At 72.6% G+C, this 23,605-nt stretch carries 19 protein-coding genes; 10 read left to right on the plus strand and 9 right to left on the minus strand.

From position 1 onward, the window contains the following. The first annotated feature begins 200 nt into the window (after positions 1-200). On the plus strand, positions 201-1,571 hold the full coding sequence (locus ACFW3L_RS24730) for an MFS transporter (protein ID WP_378747079.1): 1,371 nt from the start codon (positions 201-203) through the stop codon (positions 1,569-1,571). Positions 1,572-1,774: 203 nt separating this feature from the next. On the opposite strand, the gene ACFW3L_RS24735 is transcribed toward ACFW3L_RS24730, so the two are convergent. Then, positions 1,775-2,443, minus strand: coding sequence for an esterase/lipase family protein (locus ACFW3L_RS24735; RefSeq protein ID WP_378747080.1), 669 nt, complete (start codon positions 2,441-2,443; stop codon positions 1,775-1,777). A 118-nt stretch (positions 2,444-2,561) separates the two neighbouring features. Between ACFW3L_RS24735 and ACFW3L_RS24740 the strand changes: the two genes are divergently transcribed. Continuing rightward, complete coding sequence (locus tag ACFW3L_RS24740; protein ID WP_378747081.1) at positions 2,562-5,450, plus strand: AAA family ATPase; 2,889 nt, start codon at positions 2,562-2,564, stop codon at positions 5,448-5,450. Between the two features lie 177 nt (positions 5,451-5,627). Here ACFW3L_RS24740 and ACFW3L_RS24745 read toward each other — a convergent pair whose 3' ends face one another. After that, positions 5,628-6,245 carry a TetR/AcrR family transcriptional regulator gene (locus ACFW3L_RS24745; protein WP_378747082.1) on the minus strand — a complete coding sequence of 206 codons (618 nt, stop codon included), beginning with the start codon at positions 6,243-6,245 and terminating at the stop codon, positions 5,628-5,630. 85 nt (positions 6,246-6,330) lie between these two features. Between ACFW3L_RS24745 and ACFW3L_RS24750 the strand changes: the two genes are divergently transcribed. From ACFW3L_RS24750 to ACFW3L_RS24760, 3 genes are all read left to right on the plus strand, one after another. Then, positions 6,331-7,587 carry a DUF418 domain-containing protein gene (locus ACFW3L_RS24750; RefSeq protein ID WP_378747083.1) on the plus strand — a complete coding sequence of 419 codons (1,257 nt, stop codon included), beginning with the start codon at positions 6,331-6,333 and terminating at the stop codon, positions 7,585-7,587. Positions 7,588-7,867: 280 nt separating this feature from the next. Next, positions 7,868-8,629, plus strand: coding sequence for an ABC transporter ATP-binding protein (locus ACFW3L_RS24755; protein WP_378747084.1), 762 nt, complete (start codon positions 7,868-7,870; stop codon positions 8,627-8,629). Beyond that, positions 8,629-10,602, plus strand: coding sequence for a hypothetical protein (locus tag ACFW3L_RS24760; RefSeq protein ID WP_378747085.1), 1,974 nt, complete (start codon positions 8,629-8,631; stop codon positions 10,600-10,602). The genes ACFW3L_RS24755 and ACFW3L_RS24760 overlap by 1 nt, the downstream gene beginning before the upstream one ends. A 6-nt stretch (positions 10,603-10,608) precedes the next feature. On the opposite strand, the gene ACFW3L_RS24765 is transcribed toward ACFW3L_RS24760, so the two are convergent. Next, positions 10,609-11,106: a phosphoribosyltransferase gene (locus ACFW3L_RS24765; protein WP_017545676.1), complete on the minus strand. Its 498-nt coding sequence runs from the start codon at positions 11,104-11,106 to the stop codon at positions 10,609-10,611. Between the two features lie 338 nt (positions 11,107-11,444). Between ACFW3L_RS24765 and pdhA the strand changes: the two genes are divergently transcribed. The 3 genes from pdhA to ACFW3L_RS24780 are packed head-to-tail and all read left to right on the plus strand — an operon-like array spanning position 11,445 to position 14,979. Beyond that, positions 11,445-12,530 (plus strand): pyruvate dehydrogenase (acetyl-transferring) E1 component subunit alpha, encoded by a 1,086-nt coding sequence (gene pdhA / locus ACFW3L_RS24770; RefSeq protein WP_378747086.1) that lies wholly within the window; start codon positions 11,445-11,447, stop codon positions 12,528-12,530. Between the two features lie 2 nt (positions 12,531-12,532). Beyond that, positions 12,533-13,519 (plus strand): alpha-ketoacid dehydrogenase subunit beta, encoded by a 987-nt coding sequence (locus tag ACFW3L_RS24775; RefSeq protein ID WP_378747087.1) that lies wholly within the window; start codon positions 12,533-12,535, stop codon positions 13,517-13,519. Further along, positions 13,516-14,979, plus strand: coding sequence for a dihydrolipoamide acetyltransferase family protein (locus ACFW3L_RS24780; protein WP_378747088.1), 1,464 nt, complete (start codon positions 13,516-13,518; stop codon positions 14,977-14,979). The genes ACFW3L_RS24775 and ACFW3L_RS24780 overlap by 4 nt, the downstream gene beginning before the upstream one ends. Before the next feature lie 48 nt (positions 14,980-15,027). Here the strand turns inward: ACFW3L_RS24780 and ACFW3L_RS24785 are convergent, their stop codons facing one another. The 3 genes from ACFW3L_RS24785 to paaZ form a co-directional block, all read right to left on the minus strand. After that, positions 15,028-15,501, minus strand: a complete 474-nt coding sequence (locus tag ACFW3L_RS24785; protein WP_378747089.1) for an SRPBCC family protein — start codon at positions 15,499-15,501, stop codon at positions 15,028-15,030. Between the two features lies 1 nt (position 15,502). Further along, complete coding sequence (locus tag ACFW3L_RS24790; protein ID WP_378747090.1) at positions 15,503-16,339, minus strand: alpha/beta fold hydrolase; 837 nt, start codon at positions 16,337-16,339, stop codon at positions 15,503-15,505. 223 nt (positions 16,340-16,562) lie between these two features. Beyond that, positions 16,563-18,596: a phenylacetic acid degradation bifunctional protein PaaZ gene (gene paaZ / locus ACFW3L_RS24795; RefSeq protein WP_378747091.1), complete on the minus strand. Its 2,034-nt coding sequence runs from the start codon at positions 18,594-18,596 to the stop codon at positions 16,563-16,565. A gap of 159 nt (positions 18,597-18,755) precedes the next feature. Here paaZ and ACFW3L_RS24800 point away from each other — a divergent pair, with 159 nt between their 5' ends. After that, positions 18,756-19,349 (plus strand): class I SAM-dependent methyltransferase, encoded by a 594-nt coding sequence (locus tag ACFW3L_RS24800; RefSeq protein WP_378747092.1) that lies wholly within the window; start codon positions 18,756-18,758, stop codon positions 19,347-19,349. 18 nt (positions 19,350-19,367) lie between these two features. On the opposite strand, the gene ACFW3L_RS24805 is transcribed toward ACFW3L_RS24800, so the two are convergent. The 3 genes from ACFW3L_RS24805 to ACFW3L_RS24815 form a co-directional block, all read right to left on the minus strand. After that, positions 19,368-19,715, minus strand: coding sequence for a VOC family protein (locus ACFW3L_RS24805; RefSeq protein ID WP_378747093.1), 348 nt, complete (start codon positions 19,713-19,715; stop codon positions 19,368-19,370). Positions 19,716-19,925: 210 nt separating this feature from the next. Then, complete coding sequence (locus ACFW3L_RS24810) at positions 19,926-20,447, minus strand: YbaK/EbsC family protein (RefSeq protein WP_378747094.1); 522 nt, start codon at positions 20,445-20,447, stop codon at positions 19,926-19,928. 95 nt (positions 20,448-20,542) lie between these two features. Next, entirely contained in the window at positions 20,543-21,556 is a 1,014-nt protein-coding gene (locus tag ACFW3L_RS24815; protein ID WP_378747095.1) for an ADP-ribosylglycohydrolase family protein, read from the minus strand. A 184-nt stretch (positions 21,557-21,740) separates the two neighbouring features. Between ACFW3L_RS24815 and ACFW3L_RS24820 the strand changes: the two genes are divergently transcribed. Next, positions 21,741-23,522: a PASTA domain-containing protein gene (locus ACFW3L_RS24820; protein WP_378747096.1), complete on the plus strand. Its 1,782-nt coding sequence runs from the start codon at positions 21,741-21,743 to the stop codon at positions 23,520-23,522. Positions 23,523-23,605: the final 83 nt, after the last annotated feature.

Raw genomic sequence — 23,605 nt, forward strand, 5'->3', positions numbered from 1 at the left:
CTCACCGACCGTTCGGTCAGTACATGTGTGTCTAGCTGCGAAAATCGTGCCCAAGTGTAGAAAGTGCACTGCATCACATGGCATGGTGTGCTGGGGCTCGTGGTCTGTCCCGGTATCCGCCGTTCCGTCTGCGGGTGCCGGCGGCCCGGTCCCGACAGAGAACGCGGCCCCCCGGCCGGTAGAGAACCTACGGAGCAGCAATGGCGACTTCCGACGCCACGGTCCCTGGACCCGGTGGAACACTCGATCCCAAGGAGAAGCGCAAGGTCCTCGCGGGGACCATGGTCGGGACCACCATCGAGTGGTACGACTTCTTCATCTACGCCCAGGCCGCGGGCCTGGTGCTGGCCCCCCTCTTCATGGCGCCGCTGGCCGACGCCAACCCGGCCGTGGCGCAGGTGCTCTCCTTCGCGACCATCGGTATCTCCTTCCTCTTCCGCCCCCTGGGCGCCATCGTCGCCGGGCACCTCGGAGACCGGTTCGGGCGCAAGAGGATCCTCGTGTTCACCCTGGTCATGATGGGTGTCGCGACCTGTGCGATCGGCCTGCTGCCCACCTACGCGCAGATCGGCATGGCCGCGCCGATCCTGCTCATCCTCCTGCGCATCGCGCAGGGCTTCTCCGCCGGAGGCGAGTGGGGCGGCGCCGCCCTGATGTCCGTGGAGCACGCGCCGGTCGACAAGCGCGGCTTCTTCGGCGCCTACCCGCAGATCGGCGTCCCCTGCGGCATGATCCTGGCGACCCTGGTCCTGTGGGGCATCACCACCGCCATCGGCACCGAGGCCTTCCTCGAGTGGGGCTGGCGCGTCCCGTTCCTGCTGTCCTTCCTGCTCATCATCATCGGCCACCTCATCCGCAAGACCGTGGAGGAGTCCCCGGTCTTCAAGGTGATGCAGAACCGCCGCGCCAAGTCGTCCGCGCCGCTCGGCCAGCTGTTCCGCAGGAACACCAAGGAGGTGGTGCTCTCCGCGCTGATCTTCGTCGCCAACAACGCCGCCGGCTACCTGGTGATCGCCTTCCTGGCCACCTACGCCTCGCGCCCGGTGGAGGAGATGGGCCTGGGTCTGGAGCGGGGCCCGGTCCTGCTCGCCACCGCCCTGGCGTCCTTCGGGTGGCTGATCTCCACCCTGTACGGCGGATGGATCTGCGACCGGATCGGTCGGGTGCGCACCTTCCAGATCGGCTACGTCCTGCTCGCCGCCTGGGCGGTCCCGATGTGGTTCATGGTGGACACCGGCAACATCTACATGTACTTCGTGGGCGTCTTCGTCTTCACGCTGACCTTCGGCCTGAGCTACGGCCCCCAGTCGGCCCTCTACGCGGAGATGTTCCCGGCCGAGGTCCGCTACTCGGGTGTGTCCATCGGCTACGCCCTGGGCGCGATCCTCGGCGGCGCCTTCGCCGCCATGATCGCGGAGATGCTGCTGACCTCCTTCGGGGCCTCGTGGACCATCGGCGTCTACATCATCGGCCTGTCCGTGATCTCGTTCGTCGCCGTCTCCCTGGTGCCGAAGGGCATCCAGGGCGTCGACCTGCACGTCGACGACAGCGACCCGGCCCCCGCCAAGTAGGCACCGGACGCGCGTGGGGCGGGGGGGGGGGGGGGGGCACCCCCCCCCCCCCCCCCCCCACCCCCCCCCCCCCCCCCCCCCCCGGGGGGGGGGGGGGGGGGGGGGGCGCACCCCCCCCCCCCCCCGCCCCGGTGTCTCCCTCTCTCCTTGTCGACAGAGCGACACGGCGACAGGGCGACACGGCGCCCTCAGCTGGAAGCGGGTCAGCTGACGAGGCCGCGCACGTGGTCGATGACCTCGCCGTTCCACATCATCGAGATGTGCTCGACGCAACCCACCTGGATGTTGTCGGCGCCGGGCAGCGACGTGCTGTCCGTGGGTGAGATGACGATGTCGCAGGGCGAGCGCAGGGTCGTGTACCGGACCGGGCCCGGCGTGGGGTCGCCCGCGTTGAGGTCGTTCAGGAAGTCCGACCCGTGCCGCATCTCCTGGCAGGGGGTGATCGGTGAGGGGCACAGGTTGGCGATGTTGGTCCCGTTGTTGGGGCCGCCGATGGAGATCCACTGGTCAACGGTCTCCGTGCCGCCGAGGTTCTTGACGTAGTACCGCGAGGACAGGCCGCCCATGGAGTGGGTGACCAGGTGCACGCGGTCCACGCCGTGCTGCTCGCGCACGCCGTCGACGTGGGCGGCCAGCTGCCCGGCGATGGTGGTGTTGGAGCGGGCCCAGTCGTAGGAGAAGACGTGGAGCCGGTCCTCCGGGACACCGGAGTCGGCGAGGGCGGCGCGCATGTCGTCCCACTGGCCGCCCTTGCCCATGAACCCGTGGACGAAGACGACCGGGGTGTGGGTGTTCGCGGTGGCGGGGGCGGCCTGGAGGGCCGTGGTGAGGGCGAGGACGAGTCCGCACAGGAGGGCGGTCAGCCGTCTCATGTGACCTCCGAGGATGGGGGAAGCGGGGAACCCGATTGTGTGCCCCCGGTCACACGGAGCGCATCGGCTGAATCGCCGGTCCCTTTACTCGGACTTAACCGACGAGTAACTTAAGGGGGTGATCAGCGTGAACCCGCTCACACGCACGACGCCCCTCCGAGGACGCGACCACGAACTGCGCACCGTCCGCGACCTGCTCGACGCCGCCCGCTCCGGACACGGCGGCGGCCTCCTCGTGACGGGCCCCTCCGGCGCGGGCCGGACCTCCCTGGTGGAGCGCGCCGTGGACGAGAGCCACGGGCTCACGGTGCTCCGGGCCCGCGCCGCCCCGGGCGAGGGACGGCTCCCTCTGGCCGGGTTGCACCAGCTCCTGCGCCCCGCGCTCCACCGACTCCCCCGCTTGCGGCCCGTCCAGCGCGAGACGCTCACCCGCGCCCTGGACACCGGTGATCCCGGCGCGCCCCTCCCCCTGGCCAACGCGGCCCTCGGACTGATCGCGGAGACCGCCGCGGAGGGCCCGCTCCTGCTCTGCGTGGACGACTTCCACCTGCTCGACGCACCGTCCCGGGAGACGGTCGCCTTCGCCGCACGCCGACTCACCCACGACGGAGCGGCGGTCCTGCTGAGCGCCCGGGACGGCGACCCCGACCGGCTCGCCGGGATCCCCGTGCTCCGGCTGCGCCCCCTGCGGGAAGAAGCGGTCCTGGACCTGCTCTCCGACGCCAGCCGTGAGCAGGCCTCCGAGCTCGCCGCGCCGGTGGCGGTCACCCTCGCCAGGGCGGCCGAGGGCAACCCCCGCGCCGCCCTGGAACTGCTGGAGGGGGCCGGACCCGAACAGCGCACCGGGGCCGTCGCCCTGGACCAGCCGCCGCGTTCCCGGGGCGAGCTCACCGACGCCTTCGCCACCGCGCTCGCCGGGCTCCCCCGGGCCACCCGGCTCGCCCTCCTGCGGGTCGCGGCCGACCCGCACGCGCCGGACCCCGAGTCCGCCGCACCCGCCGAACTCGCGGATTGGGACGAACCGGACCCAACGGAACCCTTGGACCACGCGGCCCCGGAGCCCGCCGATCCCGGCAGCGGCCGGGATCCCGCCTCCCCGGACCGGTTCGAACCCGCGCGCCGCGCCGGGCTGCTCACCGACACCCGGACGCGGACGGACCTCGCCCATCCTCTGGCCAGGTCCGCCGCCTACCACCGCGCCTCCCCCGCCGAGCGCCGCTCCGTCCACCGGGACCTGGCCCGTTCCCACGAGGCGGCGGGGGACGACGGACGCGCGGTCTGGCACCGCGCCCTGGCCGCGGGCGCCCCGGACGAACGCGTCGCCGCCGCCCTCCATGAGCAGGCCCGCCGTGCCGTCGACCGGGGCGGGCACGCGCCCGCCTCGCTGCTCCACGAACACGCGGCGCGGCTGACCTCCGACCCCGCCCTCCGTGGCCTGCGCCTGACCGACGCCGCCCGCTCCGCGTGGCTGTCGGGTGATCCGGACCGGGCCAGGCGGGTCCTCGCGAGGGTGCTCCCGGACCAGGACACCGTGGGCCCCGGCCACGTCGAGGCGCACACCGTCCAGGTGCGCGCCGACCTCCTCCGCGCCGAGATGGACCTGCGCTCGGGCGTGGCCATCGACGCCTTCCAGCTCCTGGGCCCCACGGCCGACCGGTTGGCCCTGAGCGATCCCGGCGCCGCGCTGCGGGTCCTGCTCCAGGCGGGCGAGGCCAGTTGCCTGTCCGGTGACCACGAACGCTTCTTCGCCACCGCGCGCAGGGCCGGTGACCTCGTGGCGGAACCGCCCGGGGAGCCGGACGGCGCCGACAGGCCCTGGGACCGGTTGGTCCTCGACTACATGACCGGCAAGGCCGCCATGTTCCAGGGACGCCACCGCGAAGGCGTCGTGCTCCTGGAACGGGCCGTGGAGGCCGCCGACCGCATTGGTGACCCGCAGGCGCTCGTGCTGGGCGTGATCGCCGCGCTGCTCCGTGGCGACCACGTACGCACGCGGGCCCTGGCCGGTCGGGCGGCGTCCGCGGCCCGCCGCACCGGGGCGCTCACACTGGTCCCGCAGATCCTGGAGTTCCTGACCTACGCGGAGATGTGGTTCGGACGGCTGTCCCTGGCGGAGGGCAGCGCCGCCGAGGGGCTCCGGGTCTCCCTGGAGTCCGGTCAGGACAACTGCGCGAGCCACCATCGGGGCGCCCTCGCCTTCGTCGCCGCGATCCGGGGGGACGAGGACGCGTGCCGGGAGCACGCCGGAACCGCCCTGGCCCAGGCCGGCGAGCACGACGTGGGGCTGCCCGCCGGGTTGGCCGCCTGGGCGCTGGCCCTGCTCGACCTCGGCTCCGGGCGTACCTCGGAGGCGGCGATGCGGCTGCGCGCGCTGGCGCGCTCCGGTCCGGGCAGCGGTCACGCGGCGGTGCGGCTGCTGATCACCCCGCACCTGGTGGAGGCGTCGGTGCGCGGCGGGGTCGCGGTGCGGGTGAACGAGGCGGTGGAGACCTTCGCCAGCTGGGCGGAGGCCACCGGTCAGGACACCGCTCGGGCCCAGGTCATGCGCTGCCGGGGCCTGCTCCTGGAGGGCGAGGAGGCCAACCGGTACTTCGAGAGCGCGCTGGACCTGCACAGCTCCGGGTACTGCGACTTCGAGGAGGCCCGCACCCGGCTGCTGTACGGCGGGCACCTGCGCCGCTCCCGGCATCCGGGGCGGGCCCGCGAGCACCTGCACACGGCCATGGAGGTCCTCGACCGGCTCGGCGCCCGGCCGTGGGCGCGCCAGGCCCGGGAGGAGCTGCGCGCCGCGCGCGGCAGTACGGCGACGCGCGAGAGCGGCGGGGTGGACCTGCTCAGCCCGCAACAGCTGCGGATCGCCCGGCACGTGGCGGACGGGGCCACCAACCGGGAGGTCGCCGCGCGGCTCTTCCTGAGCACCCGCACGGTCGACCACCACCTGCGCAACATCTACAGCAGGCTCGGCATCCGCTCCCGGGTGGAGCTCTCCCGCCTGGTCGGTCCGTAGCACCGACGCCCGCCGGGCCCGGTGGACGACCTCCTCGCCGGGGAGCGGCGACTGGTCCGCCCCGGACGGGGACAGCCGAACCGCGCCCGGCGTGACGGGCGGCGAGTCGACGTGCCCGCCTGTCGTGATGTCGACTCCTCGACTCGTCGGACCTACCGGGGGCCTCCCGCGCCCGGGCTACCGTTCCGGTGCCCAGCCGACCGCGGGGAGGACGACCTCGTCGACGATCCGCTCCAGGTACTCGGTCGACGGGACCTCACCGACGTTGTCCGCGCAGTACTTGATCATCATGGCCTCACCGATGTCGGTGGTGACGTCGGTGACCCGGCCCGGGTCGATCTCCCCCCGTGCCGCGTAGTGCTTCAGGACGGTCCTGGTGAAGCGTCCGCCGCGCGGTTCGTACACCTCCGTCGTCATGCGCTCGAGGAGTTCGGGTCGGTGCAGGCCCTCGGCGAACACGGCCATGAGCGCCCGTCCCAGGGTGGCCTCGCCCATGAGCGCCCGGAAGAGCTCCAGCGCCCGAACGAGGTCCTCGCGGAGGTCGCCTCCCTCCGGGGTCGGGCTCTCCTGCGGATAGTGGCGCAGGACCGCCTCCACCAGGATGTCCTCCGGTGAGGCCCAGCGGCGGTAGAGCGAGGTCTTGGCGGTCCCGGCGCGGCGGGCGACGCCCTCCATGGTCAGGCCGGACACGCCGCTCTCGGCGGTCTCCGCGATCACGGCCCGGTGGATGGCGTCGACGAGCTCCTGTCCGCGCCTTCGGGTGGTCCTGGTGGCTGGCCGCATCTGGTCAGTCATGTCCGTCCGTTCATAAGAAACGGTGTTGTATCTTATTGTCTTAGATACGCAATCGTATCCAATAATGCGAGAACGGGAGACCCCGGTGCCATCCACCCCCTCACCGAACCGGCCGCCCTCACCGGAGGGAACCGGCCCACGTTCGCTCGCCCCCGACCTCGCCAGGGGCCTCATGCTCCTGGTCATCGCCACCGTGCACGCCCACATGTTCCGGCAGTTCGCGACGGGAGGCGAGGTCTTCAGCCTGGCCGGAACCCTGGACGTCGCGGTCACCGGCTTCATGACCCTCTTCGCGGAGTCGCGCGGCTACCCCATGTTCGCGGCGCTGTTCGGCTACGGCCTCGCGCGGATCCACCTCCGCCGCACCGCCGAGGGACGGGAGTGGCCCTGGGTCCGCTCCCTGCTGCGCGGGCGCGGCCGGTGGATGATCGTCATCGGACTGCTGCACACCGTCCTGATCTTCCACGGCGACGTCATCGCCGTGTACGGGCTCATCGCGCTGCTGTTCGCCGGTCTGCTCCGCTTGGGCGACCGCCGCCTGCTCGCCCACGGTCTCGTCTGGATGTCCCTCGGCAGCCTGCTGTACTCGACCGCCGAGGTCGCGCTCTCCCTGTCGGGAACCCAGCAGGACGTGGCCATGGAGGTCACCCCCCTCATGGACCTGTTCATCCGGCTCGGGACCTGGCCGTTCCTCGCCATGGTGATGGTGCCCATCTCGCTGTTCCCCTTCACCGTGGGGATCTGGGCGGCCCGCCGCCGACTCCTGGAGGAACCCGAGCGGCACCTCCCGTTCCTGCGGCGCGTCGCGGGCTTCGGCGTTCCGCTGGCCGTGCTGGGCGCCGTCCCGCAGATGCTCGTGCTGATCCGGGTCTGGGCGCCCGACCCCGCCCTCCAGGTCGGGGCGAAGTGGCTGCATGTCCTGTCCGGGTACGCGGGCGGTTTCGGCTACGCCGCGCTGATCGCGCTGGTGGCGGTGGCCCTGGGTGATCGCCGTGGGCCGGTCGTGCGGGCGCTCGCGGCCACCGGGCAGCGATCCATGACCTGCTACCTCCTCCAGTCCGTGGCGTGGCTCGTGCTGTTCATGCCGTACACGCTCAACCTGGCCACGCGCCTGGACGACGCCCAGTCGGTGCTGCTCGGTGCCGGGGTCTGGGTGGCCACCGTGGTGGTCGCCGCGATCATGGGCCGGTTCGGGGTCAGTGGTCCGCCCGAGGCCTTCCTGCGCCGGATGGCCTACGGCCGGGCGGACCGTGGAGCCCCGGAGTCCGTCCCCGTCGGCGCCGAACCGTCCGACGGCCCGACCCCAGGGGCACCGTCGGCGGACGTGGAGCGCACCACCTGAGGGCGACTCCCCGTGGAGCCGTGACAGCGCTCCGTCGGCTCATCGCCGTCGACATGTCGACCTGGTGCCTCGTCGTCAGGTCGACCCACCGACACCTCGACTGCCCGCGTGGTGACCCGGTGGCGGGTGTTTCACGTGAAACACCCGCCACCGGCGGCCTCCTCCGAACGGAGGACACGGGGCCCCTTCCTCCGCCCGGTAGGAGGACACCGGACGCGTCCGCCCCTTCCTAGTGTCGAAGGCACGAGCCAGCGTCGGACACGACCCCCCCGAGGTGTTCATGACCCGCCTTCCTCCCGCCTTCGAGTTGTACGAGCTCAGCAAGAGGTTCGGTGACCACCAGGCGGTCGACCGCGTGAGCCTCTCCGTGCCCGGCGGCTCCTTCTACGGCCTCGTCGGTCCGAACGGAGCGGGCAAGACCACCTCGCTGACCATGGCCGTCGGACTGCTGCGCCCCGACAGCGGAGGGGCCCGGGTCTTCGGAGCCGACGTGTGGGCGGACCCGGTCCGGGCCAAGTCGATGATCGGCGTCCTGCCGGACGGGATGGCGCTTCCCGAGCGTCTCACCGGACGCGAGATGCTGAGCTACCTGGGGCGCCTGCGCGGCCTGTCCGAGCGTGAGGTCGGCCAACGGGTGGACGACCTGCTCCACGGTCTGGGCCTCGCCGAGGCGGAGCACACCCTCATCATCGAGTACTCCGCGGGGATGCGGAAGAAGATCGGTCTGGCGGGTGCCCTCGTGCACGCACCACGCCTGCTGGTGCTGGACGAGCCCTTCGAGGCCGTCGACCCGATCTCGGCGAGCGTCATCAAGGGCATCCTGCGCTCGTTCACGGACGGTGGTGGCTCGGTGGTCGTCTCCAGCCACGTCATGGCCCTGGTCGAGCAGGTCTGCGACCACGTCGGCGTCATCGCGCGCGGCCGTGTGCTGGCCGAGGGGACGCTGGCGGAGGTGCGCGGCGACCACGCGGGCCTGGAGGAGGCCTTCGTCGCGCTGGTCGGCGCGCCCGCGCCGGTCGGGGGGTTCGCGTGGTTGGCGTGATGATCCGCATGAGGCTGGCGGTCCTGCGGCACGGGTCCGGTACCCGACGTGCGGTCGGAGGCGTCATCGGTCTGGCCCTGGCGCTCCTCACCGTGCTCACCGCTGCCCTGGCGCCGCCGCTCGCGGTGACCGGTCTGCTCTCCGCGCTGATGGCTGCCTGGTTCGTCGGCTGGGTCCTGGGACCCTCCGGCGCGGGCGGCGGGGACACGTCGCTGCGCCCGGAGTACTTCGCCCTGGAACCGATCCCACCGCGCGGAATCGCCCTGGGCCTGTTGGCCTCGTCCTTCGTGGGTGTGACAGTCCCGGTCACCGCGGTGGCGTCCCTGTCACTGCTCGTCCTGGCCGTTCGGTGGGGCGTGCTCGCCGCGCTCGTGGCCGTGGTGGCGATCCCCCTCCAGGTGGTCTTCCTCGTCCTGGCGTCACGTGTGGTCACGGCGCTCTCCGGGGCGGCCCTGCGCACCCGGATCGGAGTGGAGGTCACCGCGATCCGGAACGCCGCCGTGCTCGCGGCGGGGTTCTCGGCGTACATGCTGTACCAGGCGGTGTCCCAGTACACCGACGTGTTCGCGCTGCTCTGGAACCGGGGCGTCCCCGCCCCCTATGACACCGTGCTGCTCGCCCTGCCCTCGGGCTGGGGCGTCCACGCGGTGACCGCCGCCGGTCGCGGCGACGTCCCGTCGGCTCTGGGTGCGCTGGCCGCACTGGTCCTGGCGTCCACCGGCTTGACCGCGTGCTGGGCCTCGCTCCTCCGTCAACGGATGACCAGCCCGACCACCGCCCCCGCCCGCCACGGCCGGGGTGTGACCGGGAGGCTCGGGAGCCTCCTGCCCTCCGGTCCCGTCGGCGCGGTGATCGGGCGCGAACTGCGCACCTGGGGGCGGGATCCCCGGCGGGCCCTGGAGCTGCGCACCGCCCTGTGGACCGGTGTCCTGGTCTGCGCCCTGGGCGTGCTGGTCGGGCTCACCTTCATGATCCCGCTGGCCGGGCTCGTCGTCGTGGCGCTGGCCGCGCTGATGTCGCTCAACGTGTACGCGCTGGACGGCACCGCGCTGTGGCAGACCCTGCTCGCACCCGGCGCCGCGCGGCACGACGTGCGTGGACGGCAGGCCGCCTGGCTGCTGGTGTTCGTGCCGGTGGCGGTCCTGCTGTCGGTCGGCGGCATCCTGTTCACCGGGCAGCACTGGGCCTGGCCCTGGGTGTTCGCGGTCCTGCCCGCCCTCGTCGGGGGCGGAGCAGGGTTCAGTGTGCTGTTCGCGGTGCTCTGGCCCGCTCCCGGCCCGGAACCGCACCGGCACGGTGGCGACCCGCTGGAGTCGGGGGACGTCGTCGGCCAGTTCAACGTCCTGTTCCCGGTGCTGCTGCTTTCGGTGGTGCCACCCGTGGCGGTCACCGCCCTCGGGTTCTTCCTGGACCAGCCGGGCCTGATGTGGTCGGGAGTCGCGGTGGGGGTCCTGGAGGGCCTCCTGCTCGGCTGGGGCCTGGGCCGGGTCGCTCACCGTCGCCTGGAGAGACGGGGCCCGGAGCTGCTCGGCACCCTGCGCTGGGGCCGGGACACCTCCGCCCGTGCGGCGGAGACCGGTACGGACGCGGAACGCGAGGGGGACCCCTCCGGGACGGAGGGCGCGAGGCGGACCCCGCTCTCCCGGGCGGGGCGCAACCTGGACTCACGGTCCTCCAGGGCCGGCGCCGTGGTGACGGCCCTGGGGCTCACCTTCTGGCTGCCCCTCTACCAGGGATCGATGTCCCTGGTGGCGTTGGCCTCGGGGGTGGCGGAGCGGTCCTGGCACCTGCCGCTGTACGTGCCCGGGCCCTGGCGGCTGCCCGCGGCCGTGGGCATGCTCCTGTTGGGCGCGCTCATGGTGGCGGTGGTCGCCCGCCTGCTCCTCCGGGCCCCGGAGGACGAACGAGGCGGAGGGAACACCGCCACCGTCGACCACCCGGTGCGGGAGGACGGGGCCGCCACCCCGGGGTGAACCCCGTCAGGCGTCGCGGACCTGGTTCTCGCGGCGCACAACGGGCGGCTCCACCGACCACGGGAAGTTGATCCAGCGGTCGGTGTGCTTCCACACGTACTCGCACTTGACCAGGGACTGCGGCTTCTCGTAGATGACCGCGCTGCGCACCTCGGCGGTGTGCTCCGCGCAGAAGTCGTGCACCAGCTTGAGCGTCCTGCCCGTGTCCGCGACGTCGTCGGCGACCAGGACCTTCTTCTTGCTCAGGTCGACCACGTTGGGGACGGGCGGCAGCATGACCGGCATGTCCAGGGTGGTGCCCACACCCGTGTAGAACTCCACGTTCATGACGTGCAGGTTCTTGACGTCGAGGGCGTACCCGAGCCCACCGGCGACGAACAGGCCGCCCCGGGCGATGGACAGGATGATGTCCGGCTCGTACCCGTCGTCCGCGATCGCCTGGGCCATCTCGCGCATCGCCGTGCCGAACAGCTCGTAGCTCAGGTTCTCGCGCTCGTCGCTCACGGTCTGGTTCCCCCTGGTGTTCCCGCTGGTGTGGTGTGCGCTCGGTGCGTCGCAGGTCAGGGCGATCGCGGCACCGCTACATGCTAACGACGCCGGGGAGCCCCGGCGATGGCCCGGGGCGTCCACGCGGTGAGGGTCACCAGGCCGTGAGGCGTGGGCCACATGTCCACCAGGCCCGGTGTCCTGGGTCACATTCGTGGACGGACTGACGCGAAGTATGGGAACTTTCGCGACATTTTCTCGATTCCTCCCGGTTTGTAGCGAACAGATGGTCGTGAACAGCACCATGTCCCTGTACAGATCTTTCGCGAATTCCGCGCGCACCAGGAGGTTGCAGCATGGCTGGACACCCGGGCCTACTCCCCTCCGAGCAGCCGGTCCAACTGCTCGACGAGTCCGGGGTCCCGGTCGGCGGCGCCGACCTGCGGATGCCCGACACCCAGCGCCTCCTGGAGGCCTACACCTCCCTGGTGATCGGCCGCCGCGTCAACGACCAGGCCAGCGCCCTCGTCCGCCAGGGCCGCCTCGCCGTCTACCCCTCCTCCCACGGTCAGGAGGCCTGCCAGACCGGCGCCGCGCTCGCGCTGGCCGACGGCGACTGGCTCTTCCCCACGTACCGTGACACCGCCGCCGTCATCGCGCGCGGCGTGGACCCCGTCGAGGTCCTCACCCTCCTCAAGGGCGACTGGCACGCGGGCTACGACCCCTACGCCCACCACGTCGCCCCCCAGGCCACCCCGCTCGCCACCCAGCTCCTGCACGCCGTCGGCGTCGCCCACGCGGCGCGCCTGCGCGGCGAGAAGACCGTGGTCATGGCGCTGTGCGGCGACGGAGCCACCAGTGAGGGCGACTTCCACGAGGCGCTGAACTTCGCGGCCGTCTTCAGGGCGCCGGTCGTGTTCTTCGTGCAGAACAACGAGTACGCGATCTCCGTCCCCCTGGCCCGGCAGAGCGCCGCGCCCTCCCTCGCGCACAAGGGCGTCGGCTACGGCGTCAACGGCGAACGCGTGGACGGCAACGACGTCGCGGCCGTCCTCGCCGTCCTTGACCGCGCCGTCGCGACCGCCCGTTCCGGCGGCGGCCCGCAGCTGGTCGAGGCGCACACCTACCGGATGCAGGCGCACACCAACGCCGACGACGCCAGCCGCTACCGCAGCGAGGACGAGGTCGACCCCTGGGTGGCCCGCGACCCGCTCCTGCGCATGGAGGCCTTCCTCAAGAAGAAGAGGGTGCTCACCAAGGCCCGGCGGGCGGAGATCACGGAGAGGGCCGAGGCGGTCGCCGCCCACATGCGCGAGGGCGTCAACCAGGACGTCGAACCCGACACCGCCGACCTGTTCGCGCACGTGTTCGCGGACCCCACCCCGCAGCTGACCGAGCAGGCCGCCTTCCTGGCCGACGAACTGAGCAGAGAGGGCCACTGAGCATGGCGACCGAGAAGCTCTCCATGGCGCAGGCGCTCAACCGGGCGCTGCGCGACTCCCTCGCGGAGGATCCCTCCGTGTACGTCTTCGGCGAGGACGTCGGCCCCCTCGGCGGTGTCTTCCGCATCACGGACGGGCTGACCGCCGAGTTCGGTGAGGACCGCTGCTTCGACACCCCGCTCGCGGAGTCCGGGATCGTCGGGATGGCCGTGGGCATGGCGATGAACGGCATGCGCCCGGTGGTCGAGATGCAGTTCGACGCCTTCGCCTACCCGGCCTTCGAGCAGATCGTCAGCCACGTCGCCAAGATGCGCAACCGCACCCGGGGACGGGTCGGCCTGCCCATCGTCATCCGCGTCCCCTACGCCGGAGGCATCGGCGGGGTGGAGCACCACTGTGACTCCTCCGAGGCCTACTACGCGCACACCCCGGGCCTGAAGGTCGTCACCCCGGCCACCCCCGCGGACGCCTACCACCTGCTGCGCGAGGCGATCGCGTCCCCCGACCCCGTGGTCTTCATGGAGCCCAAGAAGCTCTACTGGGCCAAGGACGAGGTCGACGTCGACCGCCCCACCCCCGGGATCGGTCGGGCGGTGGTCCGCCGCGAGGGGACCGACGCCACCCTGATCGCCTACGGTCCCGCCGTGTCCACCGCGATGGAGGCCGCCGAGGCCGCCGCCCAGGAGGGCCGCAGCCTCCAGGTCGTGGACGTGCGCTCGATCGTCCCCTTCGACGACGAGACCGTGTGCGCGGCGGTCCGCTCCACCGGGCGCGCCGTGGTGGTGGCCGAGGCCAGCGGGTACGCCAGCGTCGCCTCGGAGATCGTCGCCCGCGTCACCGAGCGCTGCTTCCACTCGCTGGCCGCCCCGGTCCGCCGGGTGACCGGCTTCGACATCCCCTTCCCCCCGCCCAAGCTGGAGCGCTTCCAGCTGCCCAGCGTGGACCGGATCCTGGACGCTGTCGACGACCTTCAGTGGGAGGACCAGTGACGACCCGTACGTTCGACCTTCCCGATCTCGGGGAGGGACTCACCGAGGCCGAGGTCGTGAGGTGGCTGGTCGCCGTGGGCGACACCGTCACCCTCGACCAGCCCGTCGTCGAGGTGGAGACCGCCAAGTCCATCGTCGAGGTCCCCTCACCGTTCGCCGGGACGGTCACCGTCCTGCACGGACGGGAGGGTGAGGTCCTGGCGGTCGGGAAGCCGCTGATCAGCGTGGGAGGGGCGGAGGCGTCACCGGAGACGGCGGCGGTCCCGGTCCCCGAGGCGCCCGAGACGGCGTCCGCGCCCGCGGACGACGCCGGTGAGCGCTACCGGGAGGAGGAGCGCGCGGGCTCGGGCAACGTCCTGATCGGCTACGGCACGCCGGAGTCCACCGGCACCGGTCGCCGCCGCCGACCGCGCCAGCGCCCTTCGGAGGCCGCTCGGCCGCCCGCTCCGGTCGCGTCCGCGGTCTCGGAGTCGGCCCGGCCCTCCACCCCGGTCGCCTCGGTGACACCCATCCAGGCGGCCCCGGCGCGCCGGGTGCCGCTGGTGACCTCGCCCCTGGTCCGTCAGCTCGCCCGTGAGGCCGGGTTGCGCGTGGCCGACGTCCGGGGCAGCGGCCCGGGTGGCCTCATCACCCGCCGCGACGTACGCTCCGCGATCGAGGCGGCCGGTGCCAACACCGCTCCGGCCCCGTCCGCCCCGATCGCGGTCCCCTCCCAGGCCGCGCCGGTCACCGCCCCGGTGCCGGTCGCCCCGGGCTCCGTCGACTCCCGCACCGGCCTCACCGAGTCCCGACGGGTCCCGATGGGCACCTTCCGCAGGGCTGTGGCGGCCGCGCTCTCGCGCAGCCGGTCCGAGATCCCCGAGGCCACCGTGTGGGTCGACGTGGACGCCACCGAACTGGTGCGGTTGCGCCGGTCCGACCCCGACGGCCCCGGGCTGCTCGCCTACGTGGCCCGGTTCGTCCTCGCGGGCCTGCGCGCGTACCCGGAGCTCAACGGGCGGGTGGACACCGAACGCGAGGAACTCGTCCAGTACGACGGGGTCAACCTCGGCTTGGCGGTCCAGACCGACCGGGGCCTGGTCGCCCCGGCGGTGATGGGCGCCCACGGGCTCACCACCACCGAGCTGGACGCCGAGATCAGGGAGCTCACCCGACTGGCCCGCGAAGGTCGGGCCACCCCCGCGCAGCTCACCGGCGGCACGTTCACACTGAACAACTACGGTGCGCTCCGCGTGGACGGCAGCGCGGCGATCATCAACCACCCGCAGGTGGCGATCCTCGGTCTCGGCCGGATCATCGACCGGCCCTGGGCGGTCGACGGAGAGTTGACGGTCCGCAGCGTCACGCAGCTGTCGTTCGCCTTCGACCACCGGGTTTGTGACGGCGGCGCGGCCGCCGGGTTCATGCGCGTCGTCGCCGACGCCATGGAGGATCCGGCGAGGGCGATCGCCCGCCTGTAGACCCAAGGACCAGCGCCCCGGAGGAGTCGGCACCTCCGGGGCGCTTTCTCACGTCCGCCCCTCCAGGGCGGCGCGCATACGCTTCAGCCTGGGTCCGAAGGCCCCGCGGATGGCGATCGCGGCCGCGAGGTCGCCCGCCGGACCGAGGCCGGTGCCGAACTCCACCAGATCGGTGTGGCGCGTGCCCGCGCCGTGCGGCTCCACCGTGTGGGTGTGCCGCCAGTAGCGGAACGGGCCGCGCACCTGGAGGTCGCTGAAGGAACGGCCCTCCTCGTAGGCGTCGACGACCGCGACCCAGCGCACGGGATGGACCCCGGCCACACCCCAGCGCAGGTCCAGGACCTCTCCCTCACCGAACCGCTCGGGCCAGCTCAGCACCTCCACGCCCGGGGGCATCGCGTCCACGAAGCCCTCCTCGCTGAGGGTGAGGGCGAACACCCGTTCCGGCGGTGCGTCGAAGTCCTCGGTCACACGCAGCTTGGTGGTGCGTCGCGGACGGGCGCTCCGGTCACGTTCTCCCACGTCAGGCAGCCAGGAAACGCAGCAGGACCTCGTTGACCTCGTCCGCGTGGGTCCACAGCAGACCGTGCGGTGCCCCCTCGATCTCCACGTACTCGGCCGAGGGCAGCAGCTCCGCGAACCGGCGCCCCGTGGCCTCCACCGGAAGGATGCGGTCACCGGTCCCGTGCACGATCAGCGCGGGCACGTCGATCCTCGGCACGTCCTCGCGGAAGTCGGTGATCCAGGTCAGCGGGCAGGCGGCCGACGCCACCGGTCCGGAGTGCGCGGCGCTGTTCCAGCTGTTGTGCACGGCCTCCTCGCTGATGCGGTCCCCCAGGGTCTCGTCCAGGTTGAAGAAGCCCTCCAGGAACGCGGTGAAGTAGGCGTAGCGGTCGGCTCTGACCTGGGCGACGATGTCCTCGAAGAACTCGCGCGGGGCGGCCCCGCCGGGGTTGCCCTCGGTCTGGAGCAGGAAGGGCTGGAGCGATCCCAGGAAGGCCGCCTTCGCGACCCGGTCGGAACCGTAGGAACCCAGGTAGCGCGCGACCTCCCCCGTGCCCATCGAGAATCCGACGAGTACCGCGTCGTGGAGGTCCAGGGTCTCCAGGACGGTCCTGAGGTCCGCCGCGAAGGTGTCGTAGTCGTACCCGTCGGCGGGGTGCGACGACTGTCCGAACCCCCGGCGGTCGTAGGCGATCACTCGGTACCCGGAGTCCAGCAGGACGGCGGTCTGCCGTTCCCAGGAGCGTCCGTCGAGCGGGTACCCGTGGATGAGGACGACCGGCTGGCCGCTCCCCTGGTCCTCGTAGTACAGCTCGACCGGATCACTGTTCTCGGCGTCGACGGTGATGCGTCCCATGTCGCCTCCCTGTCCGTGTCGGGAACCTCGGTGTCCACACCCCACTCACCTTAGGAAGGCGCGCCTCTCGTGAACATAAACACGGGTTATGCCTTGGGTCCGGACTCGTTGGCGCGGGGCCCCGGAACCGGACCCGCTCGGTGGACGCGGGCAGACGTCGCTCCGTCGTCCCGTCGACGAATCGACGGGACGACGGAGCGAGACGCGCACCGGTGGGCCCCGCCTACTCCTCGCCCTTGGCCACCAGGGTGAGGACGTCGTAGGTGGCGACGGGCTCGCCGTCCTGGTCGGTGACGAGGGCGTCCCAGCGGACCTCGCCGTACTCGGCGTTGGTGCGGGGGGTGATCTGCTTGGCGGTCAGCGTCACCCGGATCACCGCGTCCTCCTTCACCGGGGTGAGGAAGCGCAGGTTGTCGACGCCGAAGTTGGCGAGGACCGGGCCCGGGGCCGGGTCCACGAACAGCCCCGCGGCCAGCGAGACCACCAGGTATCCGTGCGCCACGATCCCGCCGAACAACGGGTTCGCGGCGGCCGCCTCCTCGTCGGTGTGCGCGTAGAAGGTGTCGCCGGTGAACTCGGCGAAGTGGTCGATGTCGGCGCGGGTGACCGCACGCTCCGCCGACTCGATGGTGTCACCGATCCGCAGTTCGGCCAGGTTCTTGCGGAAGGGGTGCGTCGCACCGACGGCGCGGCGCGAACCGGTGGTCCAGTGGCCGGTGATCGCGGTGAGCATGTCCGGGGAGCCCTGGACGGCCGTGCGCTGCATGTGGTGCTTGACGCCGCGCACACCGCCCATCTCCTCGCCGCCGCCCGCGCGGCCGGGCCCGCCGTGCACCAGGACCGGCATGGGGGAACCGTGGCCGGTCGACTCCTTGGCGTCGTCCCGGTCGAGCACCAGGAGCCGGCCGTGCCAGGGGGCGACGCCCAGGACGACCTCGCGGGCCACGTCCTCGTCATGGGTGACCAGCGAACCCACCAGGCTGCCCTGGCCGCGCGCGGCCAGTTCCACGGCCTCGGCGACCGAGCCGTAGGTGATGATCGTGCTGACCGGCCCGAACGCCTCGACGTCGTGGGGCTCCTTCGCGCCCGGGGCGGCACGCAGCAGGATCGGTGACATGAACGCGCCGGTGCCGTCGTCCGCGCCGGTCACCTCGACCCGCTCGGGGTCACCGAACACGAGCTCGCTGGAGGCGCGCAGGGTCCGGACGGCCTTGCGGACCTCCTCACGCTGGGCGAGCGAGACCAGAGCGCCCATGCGGGCGTCGGGGTGGTCGGCGGCACCCACCACGACCTTGGACAGGCGGGCGGTCAGGGCCTCGGTGACGGCGTCGGCCATCCCTGCGGGCACGATCACCCGGCGGATCGCGGTGCACTTCTGACCCGCCTTGACGGTCATCTCCGTCACGACCTGCTTGACGTACAGGTCGAACTCGGGGTCGTCCACGCCCACGTCGGGGCCGAGGATCGAGCAGTTCAGCGAGTCGGCCTCGACGTTGAGCTGGACGCCGCCCCGGACCACGTTGGGGTGCTCCCGGAGCAGGGCGCCGGTGGCCGCCGAGCCGGTGAAGCCCACGATGTCCTGGGGGCCGAGGGCGTCGAGCAGGCCCCGGTGGCTGCCGACCAGGAGCTGGAGGGATCCCTCGGGCAGCAGACCCGACTCGACCATCCGCCGGACGACCGCGACGGTCAGGTACGCGGTCTGACCGGCGGGCTTGACGATGCTCGGAAGGCCCGCGAGGAAGGCCGGGGCGAGCTTCTCCAGCATGCCCCAGACCGGGAAGTTGAAGGCGTTGATCTGCACCGCGACGCCCGGCCGCGACGTGTACACGTGCTGGGCGACGAAGGTGCCGCCCCGGCCCAGAGGTTCGAGGGGGCCGTCCAGGATGACCGTCGCGTTGGGGAGTTCGCGGCGGCCCTTGCTGGAGAAGCTGAAGAGCGTGCCGAAACCGCCGTCGACGTCCACCATGGTGTCGCGCTTGGTGGCCCCGGTGCGGTGGGAGAGGGCGTAGAACTCGTCCTTGTACCCCATCAGGTGCTTGGCGAGTTCCTTGAGGATGTTCGCCCGCTGGTGGAAGGTGAGCTGGCGCAGCGCGGGGCCGCCGACCTCACGTGCGTACTCGACCATCGCGGCGACGTCGGGACCCCGCGTCGAGATCCACGCGACGGTCTCGCCGGTGTTCGCGTCGGCCAGGGGGGCACCCTCGTCCGCGGGGGTGAACCACGATCCCTGTGCGTAGCTCTCCAGTACTTCGGACACGTGACGGTCCTCTCCTCGGTGTGGGCCTGAGCGAACAGTATTACAGACCGATCGGTCAGTAAATAGTCCCTGACCAGCTGGGCAACGCCCCACCTGCGATTTCCCCGCCATCACCCGAGGCGCCTGGCCACCCCGGGTGCCCGGGATTACCGTGGAGCCATGACCAACTACGCGCGGATGTACCGTCTCGGCCTCACCCCGTGGGAGCGCTACGGACCCGTGGCCATGGTGCGGTTCCGTTCCTTCCTCGACCGCGAGGCCGAGGAACGCGGCGGTCCGGGCCGGGCGTTGGACATCGGGTGCGGCCGGGGGCGGTTCACCCCGGAGCTGGCCGCCCAGGGGTGGGACGTCACCGGTGTCGACCTGGTCCCCGCCGCCGTCGAGGCGGCTCGTCTCCAGGGGCCCGCGGAGGTGAGCTACCGGGTCGGTGACGCCACCGACCTCTCCCCCGACCTGGGGCGCTTCGACCTGTTCGTCGACATCGGCTGCTTCCAGGGCTTCGACGCCCAACAGCGGGCCGCGCAGGGGCGCGGCGTGACGGCGCTGGCCGCGCCGGGGGCGTCCCTGATCATGCTGGAGTTCGGTCCGTCCATCTTCCGGAGGATGGTGGGCGGGGTGTCCCGGTCCGAGGTCCTGGAGGCGTTCCCGGGGTGGGAGCTCCTCGACGTGGAGGACGCCCCCCGGAGGGGGCTCGGCTTCCCCATGAACCGCACCTCGCCCCAGTGGTACCGCCTGCGCTACCCCGCCTCCTAGGAAGCGGGTGGCGGACGGTCAGTCGGAGGGAGGCTCCGCCAGGGAGAGGCTGTTGCCGTCCGGGTCGTGGGCGACCACGTGGCGGACGCCGTTGCCGTAGGTCTCCACGGGCTCGTGCCCGGCGCCGTACGCGACCAGCCGCGCGAGGATCTCGTCGAGCCCCGAGACCCCGAGGGTGAGGAGGCCGCCCCCGACCCGGTCGGGACGGGCCGCGAGCACGACCCAGGCGGTGTCGTCCACGCGCCACATGAACTCCTCCCCGACCACCTCGTCCGCGGGTCGGCCGAAGAGCGCCGTGTACCAACCCAGCGACTCCTCGGGGTCAGTGACGGGAAGTACGGAGTACAGGTGGGTCATCCGTGCCATGTGTGCGTCCTCTCTCCTCCTGGGGATCTCGCCCGGGTGGCCACACGCGAGCGCGGCCACTTCCGGACAGGCCCTCCTCGGAAACGGGCATGTCCCCAGACCAGGTGCTTAGTGCCGGAGTCGTCCCCGTTCCGAAACCCGCCTTAACCACTCGTGGATTTGTCGACAAATCGATGCGCGGCGGGTCCCGGTCGTGCGGAGTCCCTTCCCCTAGCGGGTCAGCGACAGCACTTCGGCACCCGGCAGCTCGGCCAGCAGCGGGCCGGGAACACGCAGCTTCGAGCGGCGCAGGCCGCTGCCCACCACCACCCACGGGGTGTCGTACACCCGCTTGTCGACCAGGACCGGCCACCCCGAGGGCAGCCCGAACGGTGTGATCCCTCCGTACTCCATCCCGGTCAGCCCGGTCGCCTCGTCCATCGGCGCGAAGGACGCCTTCCGCGCCCCCAGGTGTCTGCGCAGCACCCCGTTGACGTCGGCCCGATCCGTGGCCAGCACCATGCACGCCGCGTACGTCACCTCGCCGCCCCGCTTCGCGGACAGCACCACGCAGTTCGCGCTGGTCTCCAGGGACAGCCCGTAGGCCTCGCAGAACTCGGCGGTGTCCGCCAGCTCGGGGTCGATCGCCGCGGCCCGCACCGAACCGTCGAAGGGCGCGATGGCCCCGCGCACCGGATCGGCCGTCAGCTCCGGGTGATCGTGCGCAGGCACCCAGTCGATTCGCTCCGCCATGGCCGCTCCCCGTTCCCGTACCGATTCACGTTCCCGCTCTCGTGCGCCACCATGATGCCGCACGTCCGCCGCGTGTTCGCCAACGGACGCCCGACCTAGCCCCCGTGCCGCCGCACGATCTCCCCGGCCAGCCGCGTGAGCCCGTCCGCCCGATAGCCCGGCCAGCCGTGCACCGCCGCCACGTACTCCTCCGGAACGGCGGAGCGACCCCACCGGGCGCCGACCAGGGCACCGGCGATCGACGCCACGGTGTCGGTGTCGTCCCCCGCGCGCACCGCCGCCCACACCGGGGCCGCGTACCGGTCCGGGTCCCCGGCTTCCACGGGGGTGTGCACGATGGCCGACCACGCCGCCTGGAGCGCGCGCACCACGAACCCGTTGGGCGAGAACGCGTGCGGCGGGGCGCCCTCGGCCTCGGCCAGGTACCCGGCCCAGGCGTCGCGGGCGTGCGGCTCCAGCAGGTCGAGCCCGGAGCGCGGCCCCTCGTCGGACCCCCACACCACGGCCCGCCGGATCGCCTCGCACCACAGCACGCACGCCTCGGCGGCGAGCGGGTCGCCGTGGGTGAGCAGGCTGTACACGCGCGCGGTCTCGGCCAGCTGGTCGCGGTCGCGGAGATGGGCCAGGGCCAACGGGGCGGCACGCATCAGCGATCCGTTGCCCGCGCACCGCTCCCCCGCACCGAACATCCGCGCGGACAGCCGGATCATCTCCTCGGCGGCGCCGGTCCGCCCCGTGCTGTCGGCGGCCAGGGCCCGTTCGGTGTCACCGAGGACCCGGGCGGTCTGCGCCCCGATGTCCGTGGCGCCCTCGCGACGCCAGGAGAGGAAGGCGCGTGCGGTCTGGTCCAGGGCCGCTCCGGAACGGGGATCGTCGTGGTCTCGGAGCGCCTCCGCGAGGCACACCGCCATCTGGGTGTCGTCCGAGTACTCCCCGGGGGCGTAGGGCCCCAGGCCGCCGCCGACCATCGCGGGAACCTCCCGCTCGGACAGCCGGGCGGCGAACTCGTAGGGCACACCGAGCGCGTCACCGCACGCGGCCCCGAGCAGGGCCCCGGCGGCCCGATCGTCCAGGCCGTCCCGGTCGGGGTCGTCGCCAAGGGTGTTCATGGGGCCTCACAGGAGGGAGGAGGGGTGTCCGGCCGACTCTACTCCGTGGGTCGGACGCGCGGCCTGGCCTCGGGAGACCGGGGATTCGGACACCTGACACCGCGCGCCCGGTCCGGGTGCTTCTGTCCGTATCCGGCACGTTGGGGGAGGGTCCGTGCGGTTTCGGCGCCGTACAATCCGACTCATGGAGTCCCCCACCCCCTCCCCACCCACCGGTTCCACGCTGCACGGACGCGTCCTCGTGGGCGCGCGTGTCGGTGGTGACGGCTCGGTGTCGGTCCACGACGGACACGACACGGTGGCGGACGAGCCCGTCACCGTCACCCTCCTCGCCCCGGACCTGGTCGCGGACCCCGCCGCCGTCCACGCCTTCCTGGGACGGGCCCAGACCCTGGCCGGACTCCGGTCCCCCGGTCTCGTGCGGGTGCTCGGAGACGGCAGGGACGGCGACCACGTGTACGTGGTCACCGCGTCCACGCGGGGAGAGCCCCTCGGAGAGGTCCTCGGCGGGGGCGACCAGGGACTGCGCTACGGCCCGCACACGGCCCTGACCATCGTGGCCGACGTCCTGGAAGCGCTCCGGACGGCACACGACGAGGGTCTGGTGCACGGCGGCCTCGCCCCGGACGACGTGGTCCTGGCCGCCGACAACCGGGTCACGGTCACCGGGTTCCGGCTGCTGGGAACCGAGGACCTGACCCCGCGCACGGACGTGCGCGCCGTGGGCGCGCTCCTGCACAGCCTGCTGACCGGTGACCTCCGGGTCGAGGAGGGGGAACCGCTGCGGCCCTCGGCCACCGTCCCCGGACTGCCGCCGGACCTGGACATGCTGGTCTCCAACGCCACGGAACCCAACCCCCGCTACCGGCCGCGCGACGCCGGTCAGTACCTCACCCTGGTCGAGCAGGTGCTGAGGTCGCTGCCCCGACCCCGGACCGAGGGCGGCGACGTCACCCAGCCGATCCCGGTGGTGGACGCCGAGGCCCTCGCCGCCGGGGGCTCCCCGGCGCGGGGCGAGGGCACTCCTCCCTGGCGGCGACTGCCCGTCCTGGTCGGAGCCGGGGCCGTGGTGCTGGCGCTGTGCGTCGCGGGATGGGCCCTCGTACCGGGAGACGCCGCCGAACTCCCCGATCTCACCGGGTTCTCCCCGGAGATGGCGGAGGTGGAGCTGGCCGCCCTGGACATGGAGCTCACCTTCGCCTACGAGGACGCCTACAGCGAGGACGTCGACCCGGGTGAGGTGGCCGCGACCGAACCGACGGCCGGTACGGAGCTGGAGGGCGGCGAGGCGATCCTGCTGTCGCTGTCCGTCGGGCCGCGGCACGTGGAGGTGCCGGACGTCGTGGGCGGTACCGAGAACGACGCCCGCACGCTGCTGCGCGAGGCCGGGTTCACCGAGGTCGAGGTCGTGCAGGAGCACTCCGCCGAGGAGACGCCGGGCACCGTCCTGTCCTCGGTTCCCGAGGTCGGGGAGGACGGCGACCGGGAGGAGGAGGTGACCCTGCACGTCAGCGAGGGGGTCATCGTTCCCACGCTGGTGGGGATGGCGCAGGCGGAGGCCACCGAGGCGCTGGGCGGGCTCGGTCTGACCGTGTCCGTGGTGGAGGCGCCGAGCGAGTCCGTCGCGGAGGGCGCGGTCAGCGGCCAGGACCCCGAACCGGGCACGATCCTGCCCGAGGACGGCGCCGTCACCCTCACGGTCTCCACCGGCCCCGAGGTGGTCGAGGAGGAGACGGAGGACGCGGAGGACGGCGGCACCGCCGAGGGTGGGTCCGGGGAGGACGGTGACCAGGCCGCACCCGGGGGCTCCTGCTCCGGTTCCGCCTGGGACGCGGGCACGATCTACGACGAGGGCGACCGGGTCCACTACGAGGGGCGCGTCTACGAGGCGCGGTGGTGGATCCAGGGCTTCCCGCCGGACCTGGGCGGGGAGTGGGGCGCCTGGTCCGACCAGGGGCCCTGCTGACCCCCTCGGCTCCGGGCGCCCCCTCGCACCCGGAGCCGACCGCTCCCCCGCCACGCCCCCTGGTCAGTGCCCGAGGTCGGACC

This window comes from Nocardiopsis sp. NPDC058789 (assembly GCF_042745575.1).
In the GTDB taxonomy this organism is placed as follows: Bacteria; Actinomycetota; Actinomycetes; order Streptosporangiales; family Streptosporangiaceae; genus Nocardiopsis; species Nocardiopsis eucommiae.

Coding starts and splice junctions, on each gene's coding strand:
- ACFW3L_RS24815 (WP_378747095.1), bottom strand. CDS start 21,556: ATGAACACCCTTGGCGACGACCCCGACCGGGACGGCCTGGACGATCGG.
- ACFW3L_RS24800 (WP_378747092.1), top strand. CDS start 18,756: ATGACCAACTACGCGCGGATGTACCGTCTCGGCCTCACCCCGTGGGAG.
- ACFW3L_RS24755 (WP_378747084.1), top strand. CDS start 7,868: ATGACCCGCCTTCCTCCCGCCTTCGAGTTGTACGAGCTCAGCAAGAGG.
- ACFW3L_RS24730 (WP_378747079.1), top strand. CDS start 201: ATGGCGACTTCCGACGCCACGGTCCCTGGACCCGGTGGAACACTCGAT.
- ACFW3L_RS24775 (WP_378747087.1), top strand. CDS start 12,533: ATGGCGACCGAGAAGCTCTCCATGGCGCAGGCGCTCAACCGGGCGCTG.
- ACFW3L_RS24820 (WP_378747096.1), top strand. CDS start 21,741: ATGGAGTCCCCCACCCCCTCCCCACCCACCGGTTCCACGCTGCACGGA.
- pdhA (WP_378747086.1), top strand. CDS start 11,445: ATGGCTGGACACCCGGGCCTACTCCCCTCCGAGCAGCCGGTCCAACTG.
- ACFW3L_RS24805 (WP_378747093.1), bottom strand. CDS start 19,715: ATGGCACGGATGACCCACCTGTACTCCGTACTTCCCGTCACTGACCCC.
- ACFW3L_RS24745 (WP_378747082.1), bottom strand. CDS start 6,245: ATGACTGACCAGATGCGGCCAGCCACCAGGACCACCCGAAGGCGCGGA.
- ACFW3L_RS24790 (WP_378747090.1), bottom strand. CDS start 16,339: ATGGGACGCATCACCGTCGACGCCGAGAACAGTGATCCGGTCGAGCTG.
- ACFW3L_RS24760 (WP_378747085.1), top strand. CDS start 8,629: ATGATCCGCATGAGGCTGGCGGTCCTGCGGCACGGGTCCGGTACCCGA.
- ACFW3L_RS24810 (WP_378747094.1), bottom strand. CDS start 20,447: ATGGCGGAGCGAATCGACTGGGTGCCTGCGCACGATCACCCGGAGCTG.
- ACFW3L_RS24735 (WP_378747080.1), bottom strand. CDS start 2,443: ATGAGACGGCTGACCGCCCTCCTGTGCGGACTCGTCCTCGCCCTCACC.